This window comes from Aquamicrobium segne (assembly GCF_042656785.1).
Classification (GTDB): domain Bacteria; phylum Pseudomonadota; class Alphaproteobacteria; order Rhizobiales; family Rhizobiaceae; genus Mesorhizobium; species Mesorhizobium segne.
Genome location: NZ_JBHSLL010000039.1, coordinates 56,818 through 75,291, shown reverse-complemented (window position 1 = coordinate 75,291; position 18,474 = coordinate 56,818). Strand labels below are relative to the sequence as shown.

At 55.7% G+C, this 18,474-nt stretch carries 16 protein-coding genes; all 16 read right to left on the bottom strand.

Features of this window, described 5'->3' with window-relative positions; all coding sequences use genetic code 11:
* Nucleotides 1-85: 85 nt before the first annotated feature.
* The 16 genes from hisD to ACFPLB_RS11860 all read right to left on the bottom strand — a co-directional run bounded on the left by hisD (nt 86) and on the right by ACFPLB_RS11860 (nt 18,414).
* Nucleotides 86-1,417 (bottom strand): histidinol dehydrogenase, encoded by a 1,332-nt coding sequence (hisD, locus tag ACFPLB_RS11935; protein WP_378229877.1) that lies wholly within the window; start codon nt 1,415-1,417, stop codon nt 86-88.
* 54 nt (nt 1,418-1,471) lie between these two features.
* A complete protein-coding gene (locus tag ACFPLB_RS11930; protein WP_378229875.1) occupies nt 1,472-2,413 on the bottom strand; it encodes a 3-hydroxyacyl-CoA dehydrogenase in 942 nt (313 codons plus the stop codon).
* Nucleotides 2,413-3,303 carry an N-acyl homoserine lactonase family protein gene (locus ACFPLB_RS11925; RefSeq protein ID WP_378229873.1) on the bottom strand — a complete coding sequence of 297 codons (891 nt, stop codon included), beginning with the start codon at nt 3,301-3,303 and terminating at the stop codon, nt 2,413-2,415. Before ACFPLB_RS11925 ends, ACFPLB_RS11930 begins: the two co-directional genes overlap by 1 nt.
* Nucleotides 3,304-3,344: 41 nt before the next feature.
* A complete protein-coding gene (locus ACFPLB_RS11920) occupies nt 3,345-3,893 on the bottom strand; it encodes a hypothetical protein (RefSeq protein WP_378229871.1) in 549 nt (182 codons plus the stop codon).
* Nucleotides 3,886-4,947, bottom strand: a complete 1,062-nt coding sequence (locus ACFPLB_RS11915; RefSeq protein ID WP_378229869.1) for a LacI family DNA-binding transcriptional regulator — start codon at nt 4,945-4,947, stop codon at nt 3,886-3,888. The genes ACFPLB_RS11920 and ACFPLB_RS11915 overlap by 8 nt, the downstream gene beginning before the upstream one ends.
* 168 nt (nt 4,948-5,115) lie before the next feature.
* Nucleotides 5,116-6,327 (bottom strand): sugar ABC transporter substrate-binding protein, encoded by a 1,212-nt coding sequence (locus ACFPLB_RS11910; protein ID WP_378229867.1) that lies wholly within the window; start codon nt 6,325-6,327, stop codon nt 5,116-5,118.
* Between the two features lie 53 nt (nt 6,328-6,380).
* Nucleotides 6,381-7,406, bottom strand: a complete 1,026-nt coding sequence (locus tag ACFPLB_RS11905; protein ID WP_378229865.1) for an ABC transporter permease — start codon at nt 7,404-7,406, stop codon at nt 6,381-6,383.
* Nucleotides 7,403-8,416 carry an ABC transporter permease gene (locus ACFPLB_RS11900; RefSeq protein ID WP_378229863.1) on the bottom strand — a complete coding sequence of 338 codons (1,014 nt, stop codon included), beginning with the start codon at nt 8,414-8,416 and terminating at the stop codon, nt 7,403-7,405. The genes ACFPLB_RS11905 and ACFPLB_RS11900 overlap by 4 nt, the downstream gene beginning before the upstream one ends.
* Before the next feature lie 14 nt (nt 8,417-8,430).
* Nucleotides 8,431-9,996, bottom strand: a complete 1,566-nt coding sequence (locus ACFPLB_RS11895) for a sugar ABC transporter ATP-binding protein (protein ID WP_378229861.1) — start codon at nt 9,994-9,996, stop codon at nt 8,431-8,433.
* A 181-nt stretch (nt 9,997-10,177) separates the two neighbouring features.
* On the bottom strand, nt 10,178-11,374 hold the full coding sequence (locus tag ACFPLB_RS11890; RefSeq protein WP_378229859.1) for a glycine hydroxymethyltransferase: 1,197 nt from the start codon (nt 11,372-11,374) through the stop codon (nt 10,178-10,180).
* A 33-nt stretch (nt 11,375-11,407) separates the two neighbouring features.
* Complete coding sequence (locus ACFPLB_RS11885; RefSeq protein ID WP_378229999.1) at nt 11,408-12,136, bottom strand: amino acid ABC transporter ATP-binding protein; 729 nt, start codon at nt 12,134-12,136, stop codon at nt 11,408-11,410.
* Nucleotides 12,137-12,149: 13 nt separating this feature from the next.
* The gene (locus tag ACFPLB_RS11880; protein ID WP_378229857.1) at nt 12,150-12,842 is read right to left on the bottom strand and encodes an amino acid ABC transporter permease; all 693 of its coding nucleotides are present in this window, start codon (nt 12,840-12,842) and stop codon (nt 12,150-12,152) included.
* 1 nt (nt 12,843) lies between these two features.
* Nucleotides 12,844-13,593, bottom strand: coding sequence for an amino acid ABC transporter permease (locus ACFPLB_RS11875; protein ID WP_378229855.1), 750 nt, complete (start codon nt 13,591-13,593; stop codon nt 12,844-12,846).
* A gap of 298 nt (nt 13,594-13,891) precedes the next feature.
* Nucleotides 13,892-14,797 (bottom strand): transporter substrate-binding domain-containing protein, encoded by a 906-nt coding sequence (locus ACFPLB_RS11870; protein ID WP_378229853.1) that lies wholly within the window; start codon nt 14,795-14,797, stop codon nt 13,892-13,894.
* A 179-nt stretch (nt 14,798-14,976) separates the two neighbouring features.
* Nucleotides 14,977-15,705 carry a GntR family transcriptional regulator gene (locus ACFPLB_RS11865; protein ID WP_378229852.1) on the bottom strand — a complete coding sequence of 243 codons (729 nt, stop codon included), beginning with the start codon at nt 15,703-15,705 and terminating at the stop codon, nt 14,977-14,979.
* Nucleotides 15,706-15,957: 252 nt separating this feature from the next.
* On the bottom strand, nt 15,958-18,414 hold the full coding sequence (locus tag ACFPLB_RS11860; RefSeq protein ID WP_378229850.1) for a DNA translocase FtsK: 2,457 nt from the start codon (nt 18,412-18,414) through the stop codon (nt 15,958-15,960).
* Nucleotides 18,415-18,474: the final 60 nt, after the last annotated feature.

Here is an 18,474-nt window from a genome sequence, read left to right as displayed (position 1 = left end):
CAAATAAAAAAGCGCCGCACATCCAATAGGACATACGGCGCTTGAAAGTAAGTTGCGTTTTTAGATTCGCCAACCCTGCAACAGGCTAGTTGCTCTCCTCACGGTAAGGGGCGCCCTCACCAAAGGGCACATTAACGCCGCCATAGCGTCTTACCCGCAAATTACACTGTTCGGCATGACCAACAAAGCCTTCCAGCATGCACAGCCGCGACCCGATCTCGCCAATCCGGGCTGAAGCCTCGTCGGTCAGCACTTTCTGATAGCTGTGCGTCTTGAGGAACTTGCCGACCCATAATCCGCCAGTATAGCGGCCTGCCTTATGTGTAGGCAGGGTATGGTTGGTGCCGATCACCTTGTCGCCATAGGCAACATTGGTGCGCGGGCCAAGAAACAATGCGCCATAAGAATGCATATGCTCCAGGAACCAGTCGTCACGGTCCGTCATGACCTGAACATGCTCGGATGCAATATCATTGGCCGCCTGCAACATTTCCTCATAGGTGTCGCACAGAATAATCTCGCCATAATCGGCCCAGCTGACACGGGCCGTCTCCGCCGTCGGCAGGATCTTCAGCATCCGCTCGATTTCCTCAAGCGTCTCTTCAGCCAGCTTGCGCGAATTGGTGATCAAAACGGCTGGCGAATTATAACCATGCTCGGCCTGCCCAAGCAGATCCGTGGCGCACATCTCGGCATCGGCTGCCGTTTCATCGGCAATGACCATGGTTTCGGTCGGACCGGCAAACAGGTCAATGCCAACCCGCCCGAACAATTGACGTTTGGCTTCAGCCACAAAGGCATTGCCGGGTCCAATCAGCATGTCGACGGGCCGGATGGTCTGGGTGCCCAGCGCCATTGCGCCCACCGCCTGCATACCACCAAGCACGTAGATTTCATGGGCGCCGCCCATATGAATGGCTGCAATCACACCCGGGTTCGGTTCACCCTTGAAAGGCGGGGTGGCAGCCAGAATGCGCGGAACACCGGCAACCGAAGCTGTCGCCACAGACATATGCGCCGAAGCAACCATCGGGAATTTGCCGCCCGGAACATAGCAACCGACCGACTGCACGGGAATGTTGCGATGACCAAGGATCACACCCGGCAGGGTTTCAACCTCGATGTCCTTCATCGAGGCGCGCTGCAACTGGGCGAAATTGCGCACCTGATCATGGGCAAAACGAATATCGGCCATCTCACGATCGGTCACTTTCGAGGTGATCGCCTCAATCTCACTTGGCGTCAGCTTGAAAGAAGGCGGAGAATATTTGTCAAATTTCTCGGACAATTCGCGCACTGCGACATCGCCTCTGGCCTCAATATCCTTCAAAGTGGCCTCAACGGCCTCACGGGTTCTGGCGTCATCGGTCTGGCGTTCAGCCTCCGGCTTGCCTTGTTTAAGATAGCTAATCGCCATGATATTTATCCTCTGCTTGTTTTATACCGGACGGGTCCCAATTTCCTTTTTGGATCAGGGACCCAACCCGTTAGCTTTCTTGAAGGCGGCAAGGCGGGCGAGCATGGCGTCGCGCCATGCCCGTCGCCCGGCAAGATCGGCTGCGGCAAGAGCCTGACGCCGTTCCTGCTGCGCACGTTCAACTGTTTTTTCCGGCCAGGCACGTGCCGTGCGCTGCATGGCCATCTGGTGATACATCCCGCCAAGCCTTGCTGAATAATCAGCTATTCCTTCGGGCGCATTCAGATCGATTGTTTCAAACGGCCCCATGAATGACCAGCGCAGACCAAGCCCGTGCGAGATGGTTGCATCAATATCGGCAAGGCTGGCATAGCCCTCATCATAAAGCGCCCAGGCTTCATTCAGCAGGGCCCCTTGCAAGCGGTTGAGAATGAAACCGTCAATCTCGCGCGTCACCTGAACCGGGACCTGTCCAACCCGGTCCATCAATTCGCGGGTCCATGTCACAGCATTCTCATCCGTCCATGGCGCCGGAACCAGTTCGACCACCGGCACCAGATGAGGCGGATTGACCGGGTGCGCGATCAAAAAGCGCTCCCGGTTGCGGCAATCGCTGGTAAAATGCGAAGCCGGAATGCCAGAAGACGACGACCCGACAATCGTGTCGGGCCCCATGGCCGCATCAATCGCAAGGCTGGCCTGCGTTTTCGTGGGCACAGTCTCGAAAACCGATTCCTGAACGTAAGCCGCCCCGTCAAGCGCCTCTTCCAACGTGTCGCAAAGCTGGATACGAGCCACGACAGCGTCCGCTTCGGTAATCAGCCCGACGGTTTGCAGCTCATCTGCACTTTGCCGGACCCATGGCAGCAAACGCGAACGTGTCGCCTCATCAGGGTCAAAAATCTGCACCTGGCAGCCAGCGCGGGCAAAGACCAGCGCCCAGCCGGAACCGACCAGGCCTGCGCCAACAATGGCTGTAACCGGATTCGCGGCCATTACGCACTGACCTTGGAAGTTTCACCATCACCAAGACAGATTTCGGTAATGCGCAGACCTTCCTTGCTGATCCGTGACGGGAACGTGTCCCGCAGCCTTTCTTCGTGGATTGGAATGATGCGGTGTGAATCATAATCCACCTGCTTCATCATTTCTTCGGTTGCCAGCACCAGATTGGCCTGACTGCCGACAGCAAGGCCGACCGGCGTATAGACTTCATCAGCGTCAACGGCCGCGCCCGAACCACGGATATTTTCAAAAACATAAACCAGATCGCCGGCAAGCACCCAGGTGTCTTGCGACTGGGCCTTGCCATCATTGCGCACGGTGACCCACATCGAACCCCAGGTATGGCTGTCATCGGCTGGATGCAGGTCGATTCCGGGCAGGACATCCGTCAGCGCGCCGTTGATTGTCGTCAAGCGACGCTCACGAGCCAGGCTGACACCACGCACAATATCACCCGGATCGACAGCAACCATCATCCAGCGCAGGCGATCCGGCAGCGACATGGCCCAGACCCATTTGGCGATTTCACGCTCCTGAATATAGAAGCGGGCATTGGGAAAGTCTTCAACATTGCCGAAATGGTCAAAGTGGGCGTGGGTGATGAAGACCGTATCGACCTCTTCAGGCGTAATGCCGATTTCAGCCAGAACCGTTTTGGGATCGCGCCAGTTCTCGACGCCAAACCGGTCGCCCAGCGTCTTGCCATATTCCTTGTCATTATAACCGACATCGACCATTGCCACATGGCCATTGCCCTTAATGACCACATAGCAATAGGGCAGCTTTACATAGCCCTCATTATGCGCGCCATAAAGAACACCACTCTTGTGGTAATTCGGTACGTAGGAATATTCACAGACCCAGATCGAATAATCAGCCATGAGGTTCTCCTTTTTTAAAAACAATCACATTCAGCAAAAAATTACCGGCCGCAGGAGCAGCAGGCATGTGTAAGATCAACCATTTCAAGTCCGGCCTTTTGCGAGGTCGCCGCACTCAGATGCGCATAAGCGCGACTGACCTGAGCGGCGATCCGGTCAAAAATCGCCTCATTGTCGCCAGAGGCCCGCAAGAGCTGAAATTCAGACAGCGCCCTGCCACAGCCTGCATGGGTCGCTGAAAGCTGCTCAAAATGGCCAGCCAGCGCCGAAGGGGCACGCAAGGCCCGCAAGCGGTCGGCACAGTCTTTCCAGCGGCGCTGGCAGGAGGAAAGTTCTTCAAGGTCGGCCACTTCGCTCGACTGCGTCAGTTGCGCCAGGATCATCAATCCGGCAATCTGACCAACAATCCGGCGCAGATCTTCAAAAACAGGATGGCAGGCCTTTGCATAAAGTGCGGCCTCTTCGGTGCCTAAAACCTGCGCCAACACATCCGGGTCCGGCGCCGGTTGCGGGAGCGGGCCATCTGCAAACAGGCTGCAATCCGGGCGATGGACCACGCCCAGCCTCTGGAAGAGCTGTCGATCACGCATAGCTTAGATCCTTGCTCGTTTGCACCCGCGAGCGGGTCGAATTGCGTATAATCATCTTGCCCGGGGCAAAACAATGGATTTTCTGTGACGGGCGGGCAGAACTGTTCGACAATTCAAGCGCCAGGCCGACAATTGCTTCCATCATGTCCTCAAGCGGCTGCGGCACTGTCGTCAGTTCATGCGATGGCCAGCCTGCCATGGTGATGTCATCGAAACCAACAACGGAAAGATCGTCAGGAACACGCAATCCCGATCCGGCCTGTGCGCCTTCCATGAAACCGATTGCAACAATATCATTGGCGCAAAAGACGCCATCGATCTTGCCCTTGAGATGCGCCATGTTCAGACCGGCCTGATAACCGGCCTCATAGGTGAACAGACCCGCCTCCAGAACTTCTGGCTCGGCCAGACCACGCTCGATCGTGCGGGCGCGAAAACCGGCATAGCGTTCAACATTGGTCGACGCATCAGGAAAGGCCGAAACATAGAGCAAATTCCGGTGGCCGGTATCGATCAGAAAATCCGCGACCTGGCGTCCCCCCATCTCATTGTCGCAACTGATGCCAAAACCCTGTCCATTGGCCGAGAGCCGATTGAAGAAGATGCAAGGCGTGCCCCCCTGCTCACATTTTTCCCAGGCATGGGACGACAGCGTCACCGCCAGCACAATCAGCAGGTCGGGCTGATAGGACAGCAAAAGATCGACAGCCTCGTCCGTCTGGTCGGGCTCATTGGCAGCAGCCAGCATCACATTCATGCCCACCGCCTGCAGGCGGGCAAGCATTTGCGTCATGACTTCAGGATAAAACGGATTGGTCAGATCCGAGACCACCATGCCCGCAATCTGGGTGCGCTTGGTGATCAGGCTTTGCGCAAAGGGATTGGGCCGGTAGCCAAGCTCTGCCGCCCGCTCCAGCACGGTTTTTCGGGTCGGTTCGGCAATCACGGCATCCGGATAAAAGGCGCGCGAAACAGTTGATACCGACATCCCAAGATCTTTTGCCAGATCCTTGACTGTGACGCGACGCGAATCCTGTTTTCGTCTCTGCCTCAAAACCGCAACCTTTCCAGATTATTTTTTCTCCACCGGAGAACATAATCCTCATAAAGCGCCGTGCATTCTGCTGGTTGCAAAACCTGCTCTGACATTTTGAATGAGCATCGGCAGTATTCTAAAGCACCCCCTTGCCCGGCACATGAGCCGGGCAAGGGGACATTGTTTTTACTGAACGGTCGGCTCGACCTTGGTCAGCTTGTACAAGTCTGCCGGGGCTTCGCAGCGGGTGCAATTGATCCCGGGCTCGTTGGCGGCTTCGATAATTTCAGCCGGCAGCGGCTGAATGGTGGCGCCTTCGACTGGCGTACCATTCAGAGCGGATTCAATATTCACTTCCGGCAGCAATTCCTGGCTCAGAACTTCACTGACGAAGGAACTGGGCACGCGGCTGGACGGGAAGACATTGCAGCCATCTTCATAGATATCGCCTTCACAGATCTTGACCGTGTCGGCAGGAACCCATGGCAGAGGATATTCAATGTTCATCGCTTCCTGTTCGCGCTGGCCGGTCAGGATTTCCATCATCAGCTTGAACGCATAACCTGCCTGTGCCGGAGGCGAACCAGCCGACACGCCACGCAGACCCTTGGCCTGCATATCAGGATCAGCCAGAGCCAGACGGAAGCCTGCCGAATTCTCACCCGTCATCGGCACCAGCCGGTCGCCTGCATCAAGCAGGGCCTGAACAGCGCCATATTCACCGGCCTGCGCCCAGATGCCATCGACATCAGGATGCGCAGCCAGCGCCTTGGCCGTTTCCTGCTGTGTGGTGCGGTCATCCCAATAGGAATAATATTCAGCAACAACCTCAATTTCCGGGTACTGGTTGAAAATATGCATGGCGCCATCGGTGTGACGCTTGTCAACCGAGTTGCCCGGCACGCCGCGTGACAGGAAGATCTTGCCCTTGCCACCCAGCTCATTGACCAGTGCCTGAGCAGAATTTTCACCAAAACCTGAGGATATATAGCTGACATTATAAGCGCAGCTTTCCGTGACGGTCGCGTCATACATGAAGAACAAGACGCCCTCATCGCAACCCCGCTTGATGGTGCGGTTCAGCGCTGTCGAAGAGATCGGGAAGCTGACAATGCCATCGGCGCCAGCATCAATCATGCTCTCATAGGCCGAGATCTGCGCCTGCGGATCGGTGCCGGAAATGACTTCGATCAATTCGACCGTTTCATTATAGGGCGGGGTTGCAGCCAGCGCCTTGACGATATTGGCTGCTTCTGACTGCCAGGCATTACCCGAATAGCTCAGGCTCAGATAAACCTTGAACTTCTCCTTGTCCTGGGCTTGCGCCGGGGCGACAGCCGTCAGGGCCGTTGCGCCCAGCATGGCCGCCATTGCAGCCCATCTGAATGTTCTGGTCATGATTTTGTCCTTCCTCCTGTTAAATGTGAAGTGGCATGTAAACCGGCTGGCCTTTAGCGCCATAATGAGCCGAGTTTCTGGAAAAGCTCATCGCGCAGCAACAGCAATGCGATGAGAACAACTGCGCCCTCGATAATGGTGCGCAAGCCGATCTGAAGGCCGATAGCCGAGATGATTGTGCCCAGCGTCGTCAGCAACAGCGCGCCGCCGACCGTGCCAAGAAACGTGCCGCGCCCCCCCAGAATTGATGAGCCGCCAATCACGACCGCAGCAATCGATGGCAGCAGATAATCATCACCCATGCGCAGCGTGGCGCCATTGGAATAGCCAACCAGCATGATGCCAACAAGACCGGCGCAAGTAGCGCTGATCACGTAGGGCAATATCTGCATCAGCACGACAGGCACTCCGGCAATACGTGCGGCATCAGCATTGGTGCCAATGGCGTAAAGATAGCGACCCGGAACCGAGCGGCTTTGAAACAAGGCTGCAATGATGATGAAGGCAATGACAAACAGGATTGGCGTGGGCATGCCAAGCATCTTGCTTTTCATCAGGGCAAGGGCCACCTCCGGTGCGCCTCCGCGTGGCGTGCCGCGCGTATAGCCAAGCAGCGCGGAAGAAACGATGATCGACATGGCCAGCGTCATGATGAAGGGAGGCACTCTTAACCAGACGATGCCGATAGCCGACACCAGCCCCACACCCGCACAGATGAGCAACACCACGATCAGCAGATACCAGGCCCCCGGGTCGGTTGCACCAACCCAGTTTGTCGCCAGAATACCGCCAAGCGTGACGACGGCGGGAAGCGAAAGATCAAGTCCGCCGGTCAAAATAACGAGGCCCTGACCAAAAGACAGCACGATCAGAAATGAACCCAGAACAAGAACGGTCTCAACCTGCGACCATGAGCCTAAAGACGGGCTGACGAACCGCGCCCCCAGCAACAGGATGACGCATAAAACCGCAACCGAAATTGCGCTGATCGTTTCCCGGCTGACCCGCGATGATTTGCGCTGATCGCCGGTCTGGCTCAGAGACATCTGCTTATCCTGCTGGTCACCCGCCACTGTCATTGTTTTGCTCCGATCCGTGACATGGTGACAGAAAACACCACCGCTAAAATCAGCACGACGCCCTGAAACATTCCGGTGTAGAAAGAGGATATGCCGGCTGAAAACAGTACTTTTTGCAGCAAGGTCAGCGTTGCAGCTCCGATAACCGAGGCAAACAGACCGCCACTGCCGCCTGCAAGCGACGTGCCGCCCAGCGCAACAGCGGCAAAAGACAACAGCAGAAGCGGCGCGCCGGAGGTCGGAATGCCGGTTGCCGTCTGGGCGCTGAGCATGAAACCGGCAAGACCATAAAGCAAACCGGCACAGACATAGGCGCCAAAGCGTACATGCTGCACCCGCACGCCCGAGAGGGCCGCCGCCTGCTCATCTGCACCGACCGCATAGATAGCCGTGCCAAAGCCGGTGCGCCGCAGGATCATCCAGACCCCGAGCACCGCCAGAACAACCAGACCGGAAACCGGAATGACGCCCCAGAGCCGGTCGGTCATTTCATAGACGATCCATTCGGCAACATAGCCGCCCGGCGCATCGAGAATGACAAGCGCAACGCCTTGACAGATGATCATTGTTGCAAGGGTGGCCGCAATGGATTGCAACTGGAACCAGGCGACCAGAATACCATTGATCGCCCCGACAAAGCCGCCTATCGCCAGACACAGCAAGACCGAAGCCAGGGCGCCCCCCGGCCCTTCCATCGGCCAGACCGCCAGCGTGACATTGCAGATTGAAATGACACCGGCGAGCGACAGGTCAAAGCCACGGCTGAGAATGACAAATGTCAGGCCAGCCGCAGCCAGCGCCAAAGGCGCCGTATTATTCATCAAGGCTGCAATGGCGTAAGATTCGAGCGCGCGCGGCTCCAGCACACCATAGATGGCATAAAGAACCAGATAGGTCAGCAGGATCAGGCTGCCGCCTTGCACGAACCGCTTCAAGGTCGATGCAAAGTGGCGATCATTGCCGACGCCACCGGTCTGGCTGGATGCGGCCTGTGTGGAAGATTGACTCATCAGCAGAACTCCACTCAGGCAGCCCGGGTTTCAGAATGGCCGATCATTGCAGCGACAAGACGCTGCTCATCGATCTGATCGCCGGTGAAAGTATCAAAAACCCGGCCGCCATATAAAACCACGCAGCGATCTGCGAGTTGAACGATTTCAGGCAATTCGGATGAATAAAACAGGACCGAGCCGCCAGCATCGGCAAAACGGCGGATCGCGGCATAGATCGATTCCTTGGTGCCGACATCAACACCGCGTGTGGGATCAAACAACAGCAATGTGCGCGCACCCGTCGCCAGCGTGCGGCCCATCAGCGCCTTTTGCTGATTGCCACCCGACAGATTTTCTATGTTGAACGTCAGATAACGCTCATCCATCTCGACTTCGCGCGCAGGAGCCGATGCAGATTTCAGCTCACCTTTCCAACTGGTCAAGCCCAAAGTCGCAATGCGCGGCAGGAAAGGCAGAACAATATTTGTCGCAGCACTCAGACCGGAAAGAATGCCTTCGGTCTTTCTTTCCTCAGGAAGAAAGCTGACCCCGCTGGCAAAGCGCAACGCCTGACGCGGACCGCGGTAGCTGGCCGGTTTTCCATCGATTTTCACGGCCCCGGCAGGAAGTGGCAGCAGACCGGCAAGAGAACGGAACAGCGCCTGCTGGCCCTGCCCCTCAAGTGCTGCAATTCCAAGCACCTCACCAGGGCGGATCTCGAAGGAGACATCATCAAGACCATGACCAGACAGCCCGCCAACCTGCAGGCGCGGCGTCTGCCCGGCAACGACACCCTCACGACGCTGACGCTTGCGCTCGATGCGATGCCCGACCATCATCTCAAAAATATCGGCATCGGTTGTATCATCGAGACTGACCGACCGGATCGAGCGACCATTGCGCAGCACGGTGGCCGCGGTGCAAATCTGGCGAACCTCAGCAAGCCGATGCGAAATATAAAGGATAGCCACCCCACGCGCCTTGGCCTGCTCCAACTGATCAAACAGCCAGTCAGTCTCTGTCAGCGATGCGGTCGGTTCATCAAGGATCAGAACCCGCCCGGCATTGGCGATCGCCCGGACGATTTCGATACGCTGGCGCTCTGAAAGTGGCAGCCGGGAAACTTCCATTGCCGGATCGATACGCTCCAGCCCGTGACGGGCCAGAATCTGCTGCCCCTTTTCAAGCACACCAGCCTTTGACACCAGCCCGAAACGGGATCTGACAAAGTTCGGCAGCACCAGATTATGCGCAACACTCAGATTGGGAACGAGACTCAGTTCCTGAAATGCGGTGGCAACCTGACGCTTGCGCGCTTCCATGATCGAGCGCGGCGCATAGGCCTGACCATCAAGGAGCATCTGCCCGGCATCAGGCGTCGTCACGCCGCTCAGAATACGCACAAGCGTTGATTTTCCTGCACCATTCTCACCAAGAAGGGCATGAACCTCACCCGCGCGCAGACCAATATCTGCATGTTCCAGCGCCACCGTGGCGCCATAGGATTTGCTCAACCCCTGCGCATGTAACTCCGCTTGGCCCTGCGCATGTAATTCCGCCTGGAGCTTTACTCCGGCAGCCTCGGTCTTGTCTTGCATATCTCCGCCCACTTTTCAGATGAGAACGTTCTCTGAAAACGTTTCCATTTTTGGACAAAAAACCCGACCCTCGTCAAGATCTAATTTCAGCCTGTTAAAAACCTTGAGACGGGGCTTTCGGCAATAGATTGTAAATACAAGCTATTTTTAAAAAATAGCAGATGAAGATATAGGCGCTTTTTCAAAAGCTGTCGGGGCGTTTTACCTTCATGCGCTTGTTTTTTGCCTGCGAAAGACTGGACGCCAGACGTCGGGCCACCAAAGCCATATCATCAGCGCCAAGACCTTGCGCCGTCAGAAATTGCGTTCCCAAACGGAGCGCATAAGCACCGGGCACGCCAGGATCGGCACAGGTTCCAACCAGTATGCCAACACTTTCCAGCTTTGCTATAACGGACGCGGCGGCAAGTTCGCCATCCATGGGAACAAGAAGCTGATGGGTAAAAACCTCATCATCAGCAGGCGCAATAATCGTCACATCAAGCTGGCGCAGTTCTCGCGCCAGCGCCTGTGAATTAAGGCAGATACGGCGCGCATAGTCAGCACCATCTCTCCGGACGTTCTGGAGCGTCACCAGAAAAGCCGGAAGTTTTCCGGCGTCATAATTGGCCAGCATCATCCGATCAAGAAAACCTGCCAAATGCACGCCATCTTGCAGATCCCGGCCGGCAATCAGGCTGTGCGGGCGCCCCGGTATGGTTTTGTAAGTGGAGCTTGTCATGATATCCACACCCAGCGAAAGCGGGTTGGGAAATGTGCCCCCCGCAATCAGGCCGGAGACATGTGAGGCGTCAAAAATCGTCCGCGCCCCCACCTCTCTGGCCGCCTCGACAACAGGGACCACATCGTCAGGCTTGATCATCACCGAGCGCCCAAGCATCACAAGCACCGGGCGCAACTGACGGATCTGGTGCGCAGCAGCCTGCGCATCAAGCTGGCAGTTTTGGGTGTCAAAAGGCAGGTCTTCAACAACCAGCCCCGCAAGCTCCGGTGTTCCACCACGCCGCTGGCTCAAATGTCCACCATGCGCAGCAGAAGGCGCCAGCAAGAGATCGCCCGGCCGGGAAAAGGCGTGAAAGACAGCCAGATTGGCAATCGTACAGCTCGGCAGGCGCGGCTCTGCCCATGCAGCTTCAAACAGCGCACAAATTTCCGAACGAACAGCAACTTCCAATTGCGACACCAGATCGGTATCGGGCTGCTCTTTTGCAAAACTTGGACCCATCGCCGGATAGGCGCTCAAGGCTGGAGCATAGGCGTTCTGAGCCTCCGGGCTTGGCAGGTTTGCACCTGCATAAAGAAGAAGACGCCCGTTTGTGAGTGTTTGCGTGCGCGCGGCCGCCCGGCTCAACAGCTCCTGCTTGCTCAGCATATCCATTTCAGAAGTCCTCAGGCCCAAGCTCTTTTCAAATCACTGCACCAAAATCTTGGACAGAAAGTGCTGTGCGCGCTCGCTTCGAGGGGTGCCAAAAAAATCCTCTTTTTCAGCGTCTTCAACAATCTCGCCCCGATCCATGAAGATCACCCGGTTTGCAACTTTTCGGGCGAAGCCCATTTCATGTGTCACAACCATCATCGTCATGCCCTCGCGGGCAAGCTCGACCATAACGTCCAGAACCTCATTGATCATTTCTGGATCAAGTGCAGATGTCGGCTCATCAAAAAGCATCGCAATCGGGTCCATGGCCAGAGCGCGGGCAATCGCCACACGCTGCTGTTGTCCCCCTGAAAGCTGGCCTGGGAATTTTGCCGCATGCGCGACCAGCCCGACGCGATCAAGCAGCGCCATGCCCGTCTTTTCGGCGACGGACTTTGATCTTTTGAGCACTTTCACCTGTGCAAGGACAAGATTTTGAATAATGGTCAAATGAGGAAACAGCTCAAAATGCTGGAACACCATGCCGACTTTTGAACGCAGCATCGGCAGGTTGGTGCCCGGATCGGAAACCCGGATACCACTGACAATAATCTCTCCGCTATCAATCGGCTCCAGACCATTGACCGTCTTGATCAAGGTTGATTTTCCCGACCCCGAAGGTCCGCACACAACAACGACTTCGCCCTTGGCGATAGAGGTCGTGCAATTGGAAAGAACCTTGAATTTGCCATAGCTTTTGGTGACGTTATGCAGCGTGATCATGCTCATGATGGCCTCATCGAATTATTGCGACGCGCTTTTGCAAAAGCCGGACGGCATGAGATGCCAGAAGCGATATGATAAAGTATACCAGCGCCGCGAATATATACATTTCCAATAGTCTTCCGTCTCTCTGGGCAATCTTTGCAGCAGCGCCAAGAAAATCCGTAATAGAAAGAACATAAACCAGCGATGTATCCTGAAACAGAATGATTGTTTGCGTCAGAATCAGCGGAATCATGTTGCGCATGGCTTGCGGAAGAATGATGTAAATCATTGTCTGGGCATCCGTCATGCCCAGCGCCTTTGAGGCGCTGCTCTGCCCCTGGGGAAGAGACTGGATGCCGGATCGCACAATTTCACAGAAATAACAGGCTTCAAACAATGTGAACGTGATGACGGACGACCAGAACGGATCGACCCTTACCGGCGTGGAAGAGCCCATGACCCACTGCGCCAGAAAAGGAACCAGAAAATAGAACCAGAAAATAACGAGAAGAAGCGGCGTGGACCGCAGCAGATTCACATAGCCGGCGGCAGGCATTGACAAGAGGCGATGGCGTGACAGCCGCATCACCGCAAGCAATGTGCCCAACAAGATACCGCCGATAGTGGCCAGCACCGTCAGCTTGAGCGTAAATGTCATTCCCGTCAGGAACAAATAGGGTAAGGCGTTGATAACAACCTGATAATCGAAGCCAGAAAGCATGTCAGACCAAACTTTCCTTGCGCTGTGCCTCACCATAACCGGGGATGACGGCAAGGCTTTCAACCCCACGCATGACGAAGACAATGACAAGATTTATCATCAGATAAAGGGTCGTCGCCGCAGCAAAAGCCTCAAAAATCTGAAAACTGTTTTCCTGCATGGCGCGCGCACTTCCGGTCAGTTCCACCAGACCGATTGCAATGGCGACCGAAGTGTTCTTCGTACAACTTAGGAATTCTGAAGTTATTGCCGGAACGATGATGCGATACGCCATTGGCAGCAAGACATCACGATAGGTTTGCGGCAAGGTCAGACCAAGTGCCTGGCCGGCCATGCGCTGGCCCTTGGGAAGGCTTTCCAGACCGGCCCGAACCACCTCCGCCATGCGCGCGGCATGATAAAGACCCAAAGCCACGACGGCTGTATAAAACTGTCCGTTTGGAAGCTGCTTGAGCCACATTCCTGCATCGCGCGGCAGCAATTCCGGCAGTACGAAATACCAGAGAAACATCTGAACCAGCAAAGGGATGTTTCTGAACATCTCAACAAAGACAACCCCTACGCCTCGCATCCAGGCAACGGGCGTGGTGCGCGCCACACCAACCACCGAACCGAGCAGCATGGCAAGCGCAAATGCACAGATCGATGTCGCAATCGTCCAGCAAGCCCCCCACAGCAAGGTCGCCAGATAGGTGTTGCGTCCATCGAGCGAGGGCTCAAAAAAGATCCACCAGTTCCAATTATAGCTCACGCCATCCCCCTCACCCGACTGGCCCCCTCACGGCCTGGAGCAGGCTGCCTTTTTCTCAAGACACTTCCCGCTCCAAACTTCTTGCTTAGCCGCATTTATACGACGCCAGACAAAGCCGTCTGGCTGCAAAATGCTCTACCTCCACCGCATTTATGCGACGCCAGACGAAATCGTCTGGCTGCAAAATGCTCTACCTCCACCGCATTTATGCGACGCCAGACGAAATCGTCTGGCTGCAAAATGCTTTACCTCCACCGCATTTGTGCGACGCCAGACGAAACCGTCTGGCTGCAAAATGCTAGCGATATACCTCCGGATTCGGATCATCAGTCGGATTGGCGATCGCCGCCTTCAACTGATCAGACATCGGGAAGTTCATATTGACGTCGCGCGGGGGAATAGGCTGGGTAAACCACTTGTCATAGATCGCAGTGATCTCACCGCTTTCATATAATTGCTCAAGCGTGGTATTGACCAGTTCCTTGAATTCCGGATCGTCACGACGCAGCATGACCCCGTAAGGCTCCACCGAAAGCCCCTGCTTTGAAATCTGATAATCACCGGGTGACTTTGAAGTTGCCGCTGCTCCCGCAATAGAAATATCATCAAAAATCAAAGCAACAGCGCGATCCGTCTCCAGCATCAACATGCCTTCGGCCAGATCCTTGACCACATGAATGGTCAAACCGAGATTTTCGGCATTATCGGCATCATTGATGATCTTGACACTGGTCGTACCGGCCAGCGTCACGATCGATTTTCCGGCCGTATCGGCCATGGTTTCAATCGGGGCGCTTTTTTTGGATAAAATCCGCACACCGGCGACAAAATAGGTGGTTGAAAACGTCACCTGCTTCTGGCGCTCGACATTATTCGTCGTCGTGCCGCACTCCATGTCAATGGTGCCATTGGCCAGAAGCGGAATGCGGGTGGTTCCCGTCACGGGCATGTAATTGATCTTCAGATCCGGCTTGTCCAACTTCACCTTCACCGCATCAACAACATGGGCACACAAATCCATGGCGTAACCGATCGCCTGTTGCTGATCATCATAATATGAAAAAGGCACCGCGCCATCGCGATGCCCGACCGTAACCTCTCCCGATTCGGCAATCTTGGCCAGAGTTCCGCCACTTTGCGCATATGCGGCCGCGCAACCAAAAGTAACGGCAAAAAGCGTCGCCGCCAGCTTGAGTGTCTTCATTGTTTCCTCCCCTTTTTTTATTGGCTGGCGCAAGGCGCCACCCCATTGCTTTACGCAAGCCAACAGGCCTCCAGTAGCATGTTGGCAATGCTTACGGTCCCGGAAGCCCATGTCAATATAAAAATGAATAATGAATACATTTTCATATTTAAAAAATAACCAGACAGCACATCATATGCTCAGTGCTGCTGCGGTCCCGGCAATTGGCGTGAAAATTTTGGCGAGCTTTCGACAATGCCATTTGCAACAAGCTCGTCAATGGAGCGCCGGACCGCATCGGCAGTGTTCATCACATGCCTGCGCATGATCGATGCCAGACGGGTTTTGTCACGCATCGTCAGCGCCTCGATCATTTCCTTATGGTCCACAATAGCCTGATGCCAGTCTTCCGGTTTCTGGCGCACTGTATGGCGTATATTGCGAATACGCAGTTCAAGATTTCGGTACAGCGCCAGAAGTGACGCATTGTTGGTCGATTGAAAAATGGACAGATGAATGGCTCTGTTCAGGCGCGAATATTCAAAACGCTCGGCCTGATTATATGCGATCACCATGCTGTCGTGAATCGCAACAATCTCTTCCAGTTGCGATGGTGTCATCATCTCGCAGGCAAGCTCGCCAGCCAGCGCCTCAATACAGGCGATAATGGGAAACAACTCATCAAGCTCTTCGTCGGTGATCGTCATAACCCGCGCACCGCGCTGGGGCAGAAGCTCGACCATCCCCTCGACCGCAAGCGCCTTCAAGGCTTCCCTGACGGGTGTGCGTGAAATATCAAAGCGCGCACATAATTCCTTTTCAGAGATTTTCTGGCCGGGCCCAAGCTCGCCGCTGACGATCATGTCGCGCAGCCGGTCAACTATTTCCAGATGAAGTGTCTTGCGTCGGATGGCTGTTGTCTGTGGCAAATTTGTCCCCGGATCAAAGCCTGTCTCCCAAACTCAAGACCCCCGGTTTCAGGACAAGGAAGTTTCAGAATAGGACAGGCACAAAAGCAAAGGCCTGAAACATGCAGGCGTCTCTGAAAGAAAAGCAACACGCTTCAGGAAGAACATTCCCCAAGCGTGTCGCAATCTTTCAGATTCGTCCAGAGCATTTTGTGAGTACTTGGCTACACCTGGCGCAAGTCCATATGCGGCCAAACACATAGACAGGGCGTTTTACAGCGCCTTTTGGTCGGGAAGAATTTCGCGCTTGCCGACATGGTTGGCAGCCCCGACCAGCCCTTCCTGCTCCATGCGCTCAACTAATGAGGCCGCACGGTTGTAACCAATGCCAAGGCGGCGCTGAATATAAGAGGTGGAGCACTTCTTGTCACGCATCACCACTTTTACGGCTTCATCATAAAGGCTGTCGCCATCCTCGGAACCCATCGCGCTTTTGTCAAACACCGCGCTGTCATCGGCTTGCGGCTCTTCATCATCTTCATCGGCAGTCACCGTTTCCAGATAATCCGGGCGGCCCTGTGTCTTGAGATGAGCCACCACCTGTTCGACCTCATCATCAGAAACAAAGGGTCCATGCACGCGCACGATGCGCCCGCCACCGGCCATATGCAGCATGTCGCCCTGCCCCAGAAGCTGCTCTGCACCCTGCTCGCCCAAAATGGTACGGCTGTCGATCTTGGAGGTGACCTGGAAGGAAATGCGGGTCGGGAAATTGGCCTTGATGGTGCCGGTAATGACATCCACCGAAGGGCGCTGTGTGGCCATGATCAGGTGAATACCGGCTGCACGCGCCATCTGCGCCAGACGCTGGATGGCGCCTTCGATTTCCTTGCCCGCCACCATCATCAGGTCGGCCATTTCATCGACGATGACGACGATATAAGGCATCGGCGCAAGATCGATTTCCTGCTCCTCAAAAAGTGGCTCGCCGGTGCCTTTTTCAAAACCGGTCTGCACCTGCATCAAGACGATCTCGCCCTTGTCACGGGCAGCGGCTGCGCGCTGATTGTAACCGTCTATGTTGCGCACCCCAAGCTTCGCCATCTTGCGATAGCGGTCCTCCATCTCGCGCACAGCCCATTTCAGCGCCGTCACCGCTTTTTTCGGGTCCGTCACCACCGGGGTCAAAAGATGCGGAATGCCGTCATAGACGGAAAGCTCCAGCATTTTGGGGTCAACCATGATGAGGCGGCATTCTTCCGGCTTGAGCCGGTAAAGCAGCGACAGGATCATGGTGTTGATGGCCACAGACTTGCCCGATCCGGTGGTGCCCGCCACCAGAAGATGCGGCATTCTGGCAAGGTCTGCCACCACCGGATCACCGCCAATGGTCTTGCCTAATGACACGGCAAGCTTGGCGCTGCTTTTCTGGAAATCAGCCGATTCGATCATTTCGCGGAAATAAACCGTCTCGCGGGTTTCATTGGGCAGTTCAACGCCGATGACATTGCGACCGGGCACCACCGCAACACGCGCCGAAATGGCGGACATGGAGCGGGCAATATCTTCGGCCAGATTGATCACACGCGAAGATTTGACCCCCGGTGCGGGCTCAAACTCATAAAGGGTGACAACCGGACCGGGGCGCACATGGATGATCTCGCCCTTGACACCAAAATCCTCCAGAACGCTTTCCAGCAGGTCGGCATTCTGTTCCAGCCGCTCCTGCGACATGTAATAGCCCTGCCCTTCCGGGGCCTCCTGCAACAGTTCGGCGGCAGGAAATTCATAGGCCATGCCGACCGAAGCCTGTCTGGTCTGGCCCACCATTGGCAGGCAAGGCGTGCGCGGGGCAGGCATGGTGATTTCGACAGAACGCCTTGGAACGGTAGCGGCAACAGCATCGGCAACAGCGGCCTGTAGCTGGCTGGCTGGCTTTTCTGCATCACCCTTGTCTGCTTGCGCGATCTCAGCCTGTGGCGAGGCTGGTGCATCCACGGGCTGCGGGTCAAATGACCCGGCACTTACCGCACATTCAATCACCCGATAAAGCGTGGTGATGTCAGCCCCCTGAAACGCGGAAGGAATGACATGGCCCTGTCCGGCAGGAGCCGGATGTGCAGGGGCCGCTTGCGTGAAAGAAGCTGTTGATACAGGCGCCGGCGCGGGGGCTGCAACCCGGGACACAACCACAGGATGCACAGGCGAAACAAGTGTGTTTGCAGCCAGAAATTCAAAAAAGGCATGATCTGAAATATGAGCCCAGCGCCCGCTTGGGCGGGCTTGCGGTGCGCGCATGGCAGGCGCATTTATGTGAAGAGGCTCCACGCAGCGCTCGGCAGCAAAAGCCTGTCTTGTCGCCCTGTCACTTGTGGTACTGTCTCTTGTGATACTGGCTCTTGTGATACTGGCTCTTGTCGTAATTGTTGTATCGGCAGTCGGGGCAGCTTCTGTTTTGCCTTGCACCGGCGTCTGCTCTTCCTCACCGCGTGTTTTCCTGATCTCGCGATCGGGCGTCCGGGTAAAACGCACATTTGGCGCAAGGAAAAAATAATTCTGGTAAGTCGGGCGGGAAAATTCGCCCTCAGGGTCAGAGAAAGAAAAACTGCGTGAGGTCAGCGCCTGTATCCCGGATGGCTGCGCCCCCGGCACACAGGGTTCAGCTTCATGCGATTGCGACGTTTCGCCCTGCGAAACCATATCTGAAAAATTGGCCCTGGAAAGACGCATGGATGACATACTCAAGACTCGCCGTTTGACTGCTCTCCAAGCAATAGGAAGCGATAGTTA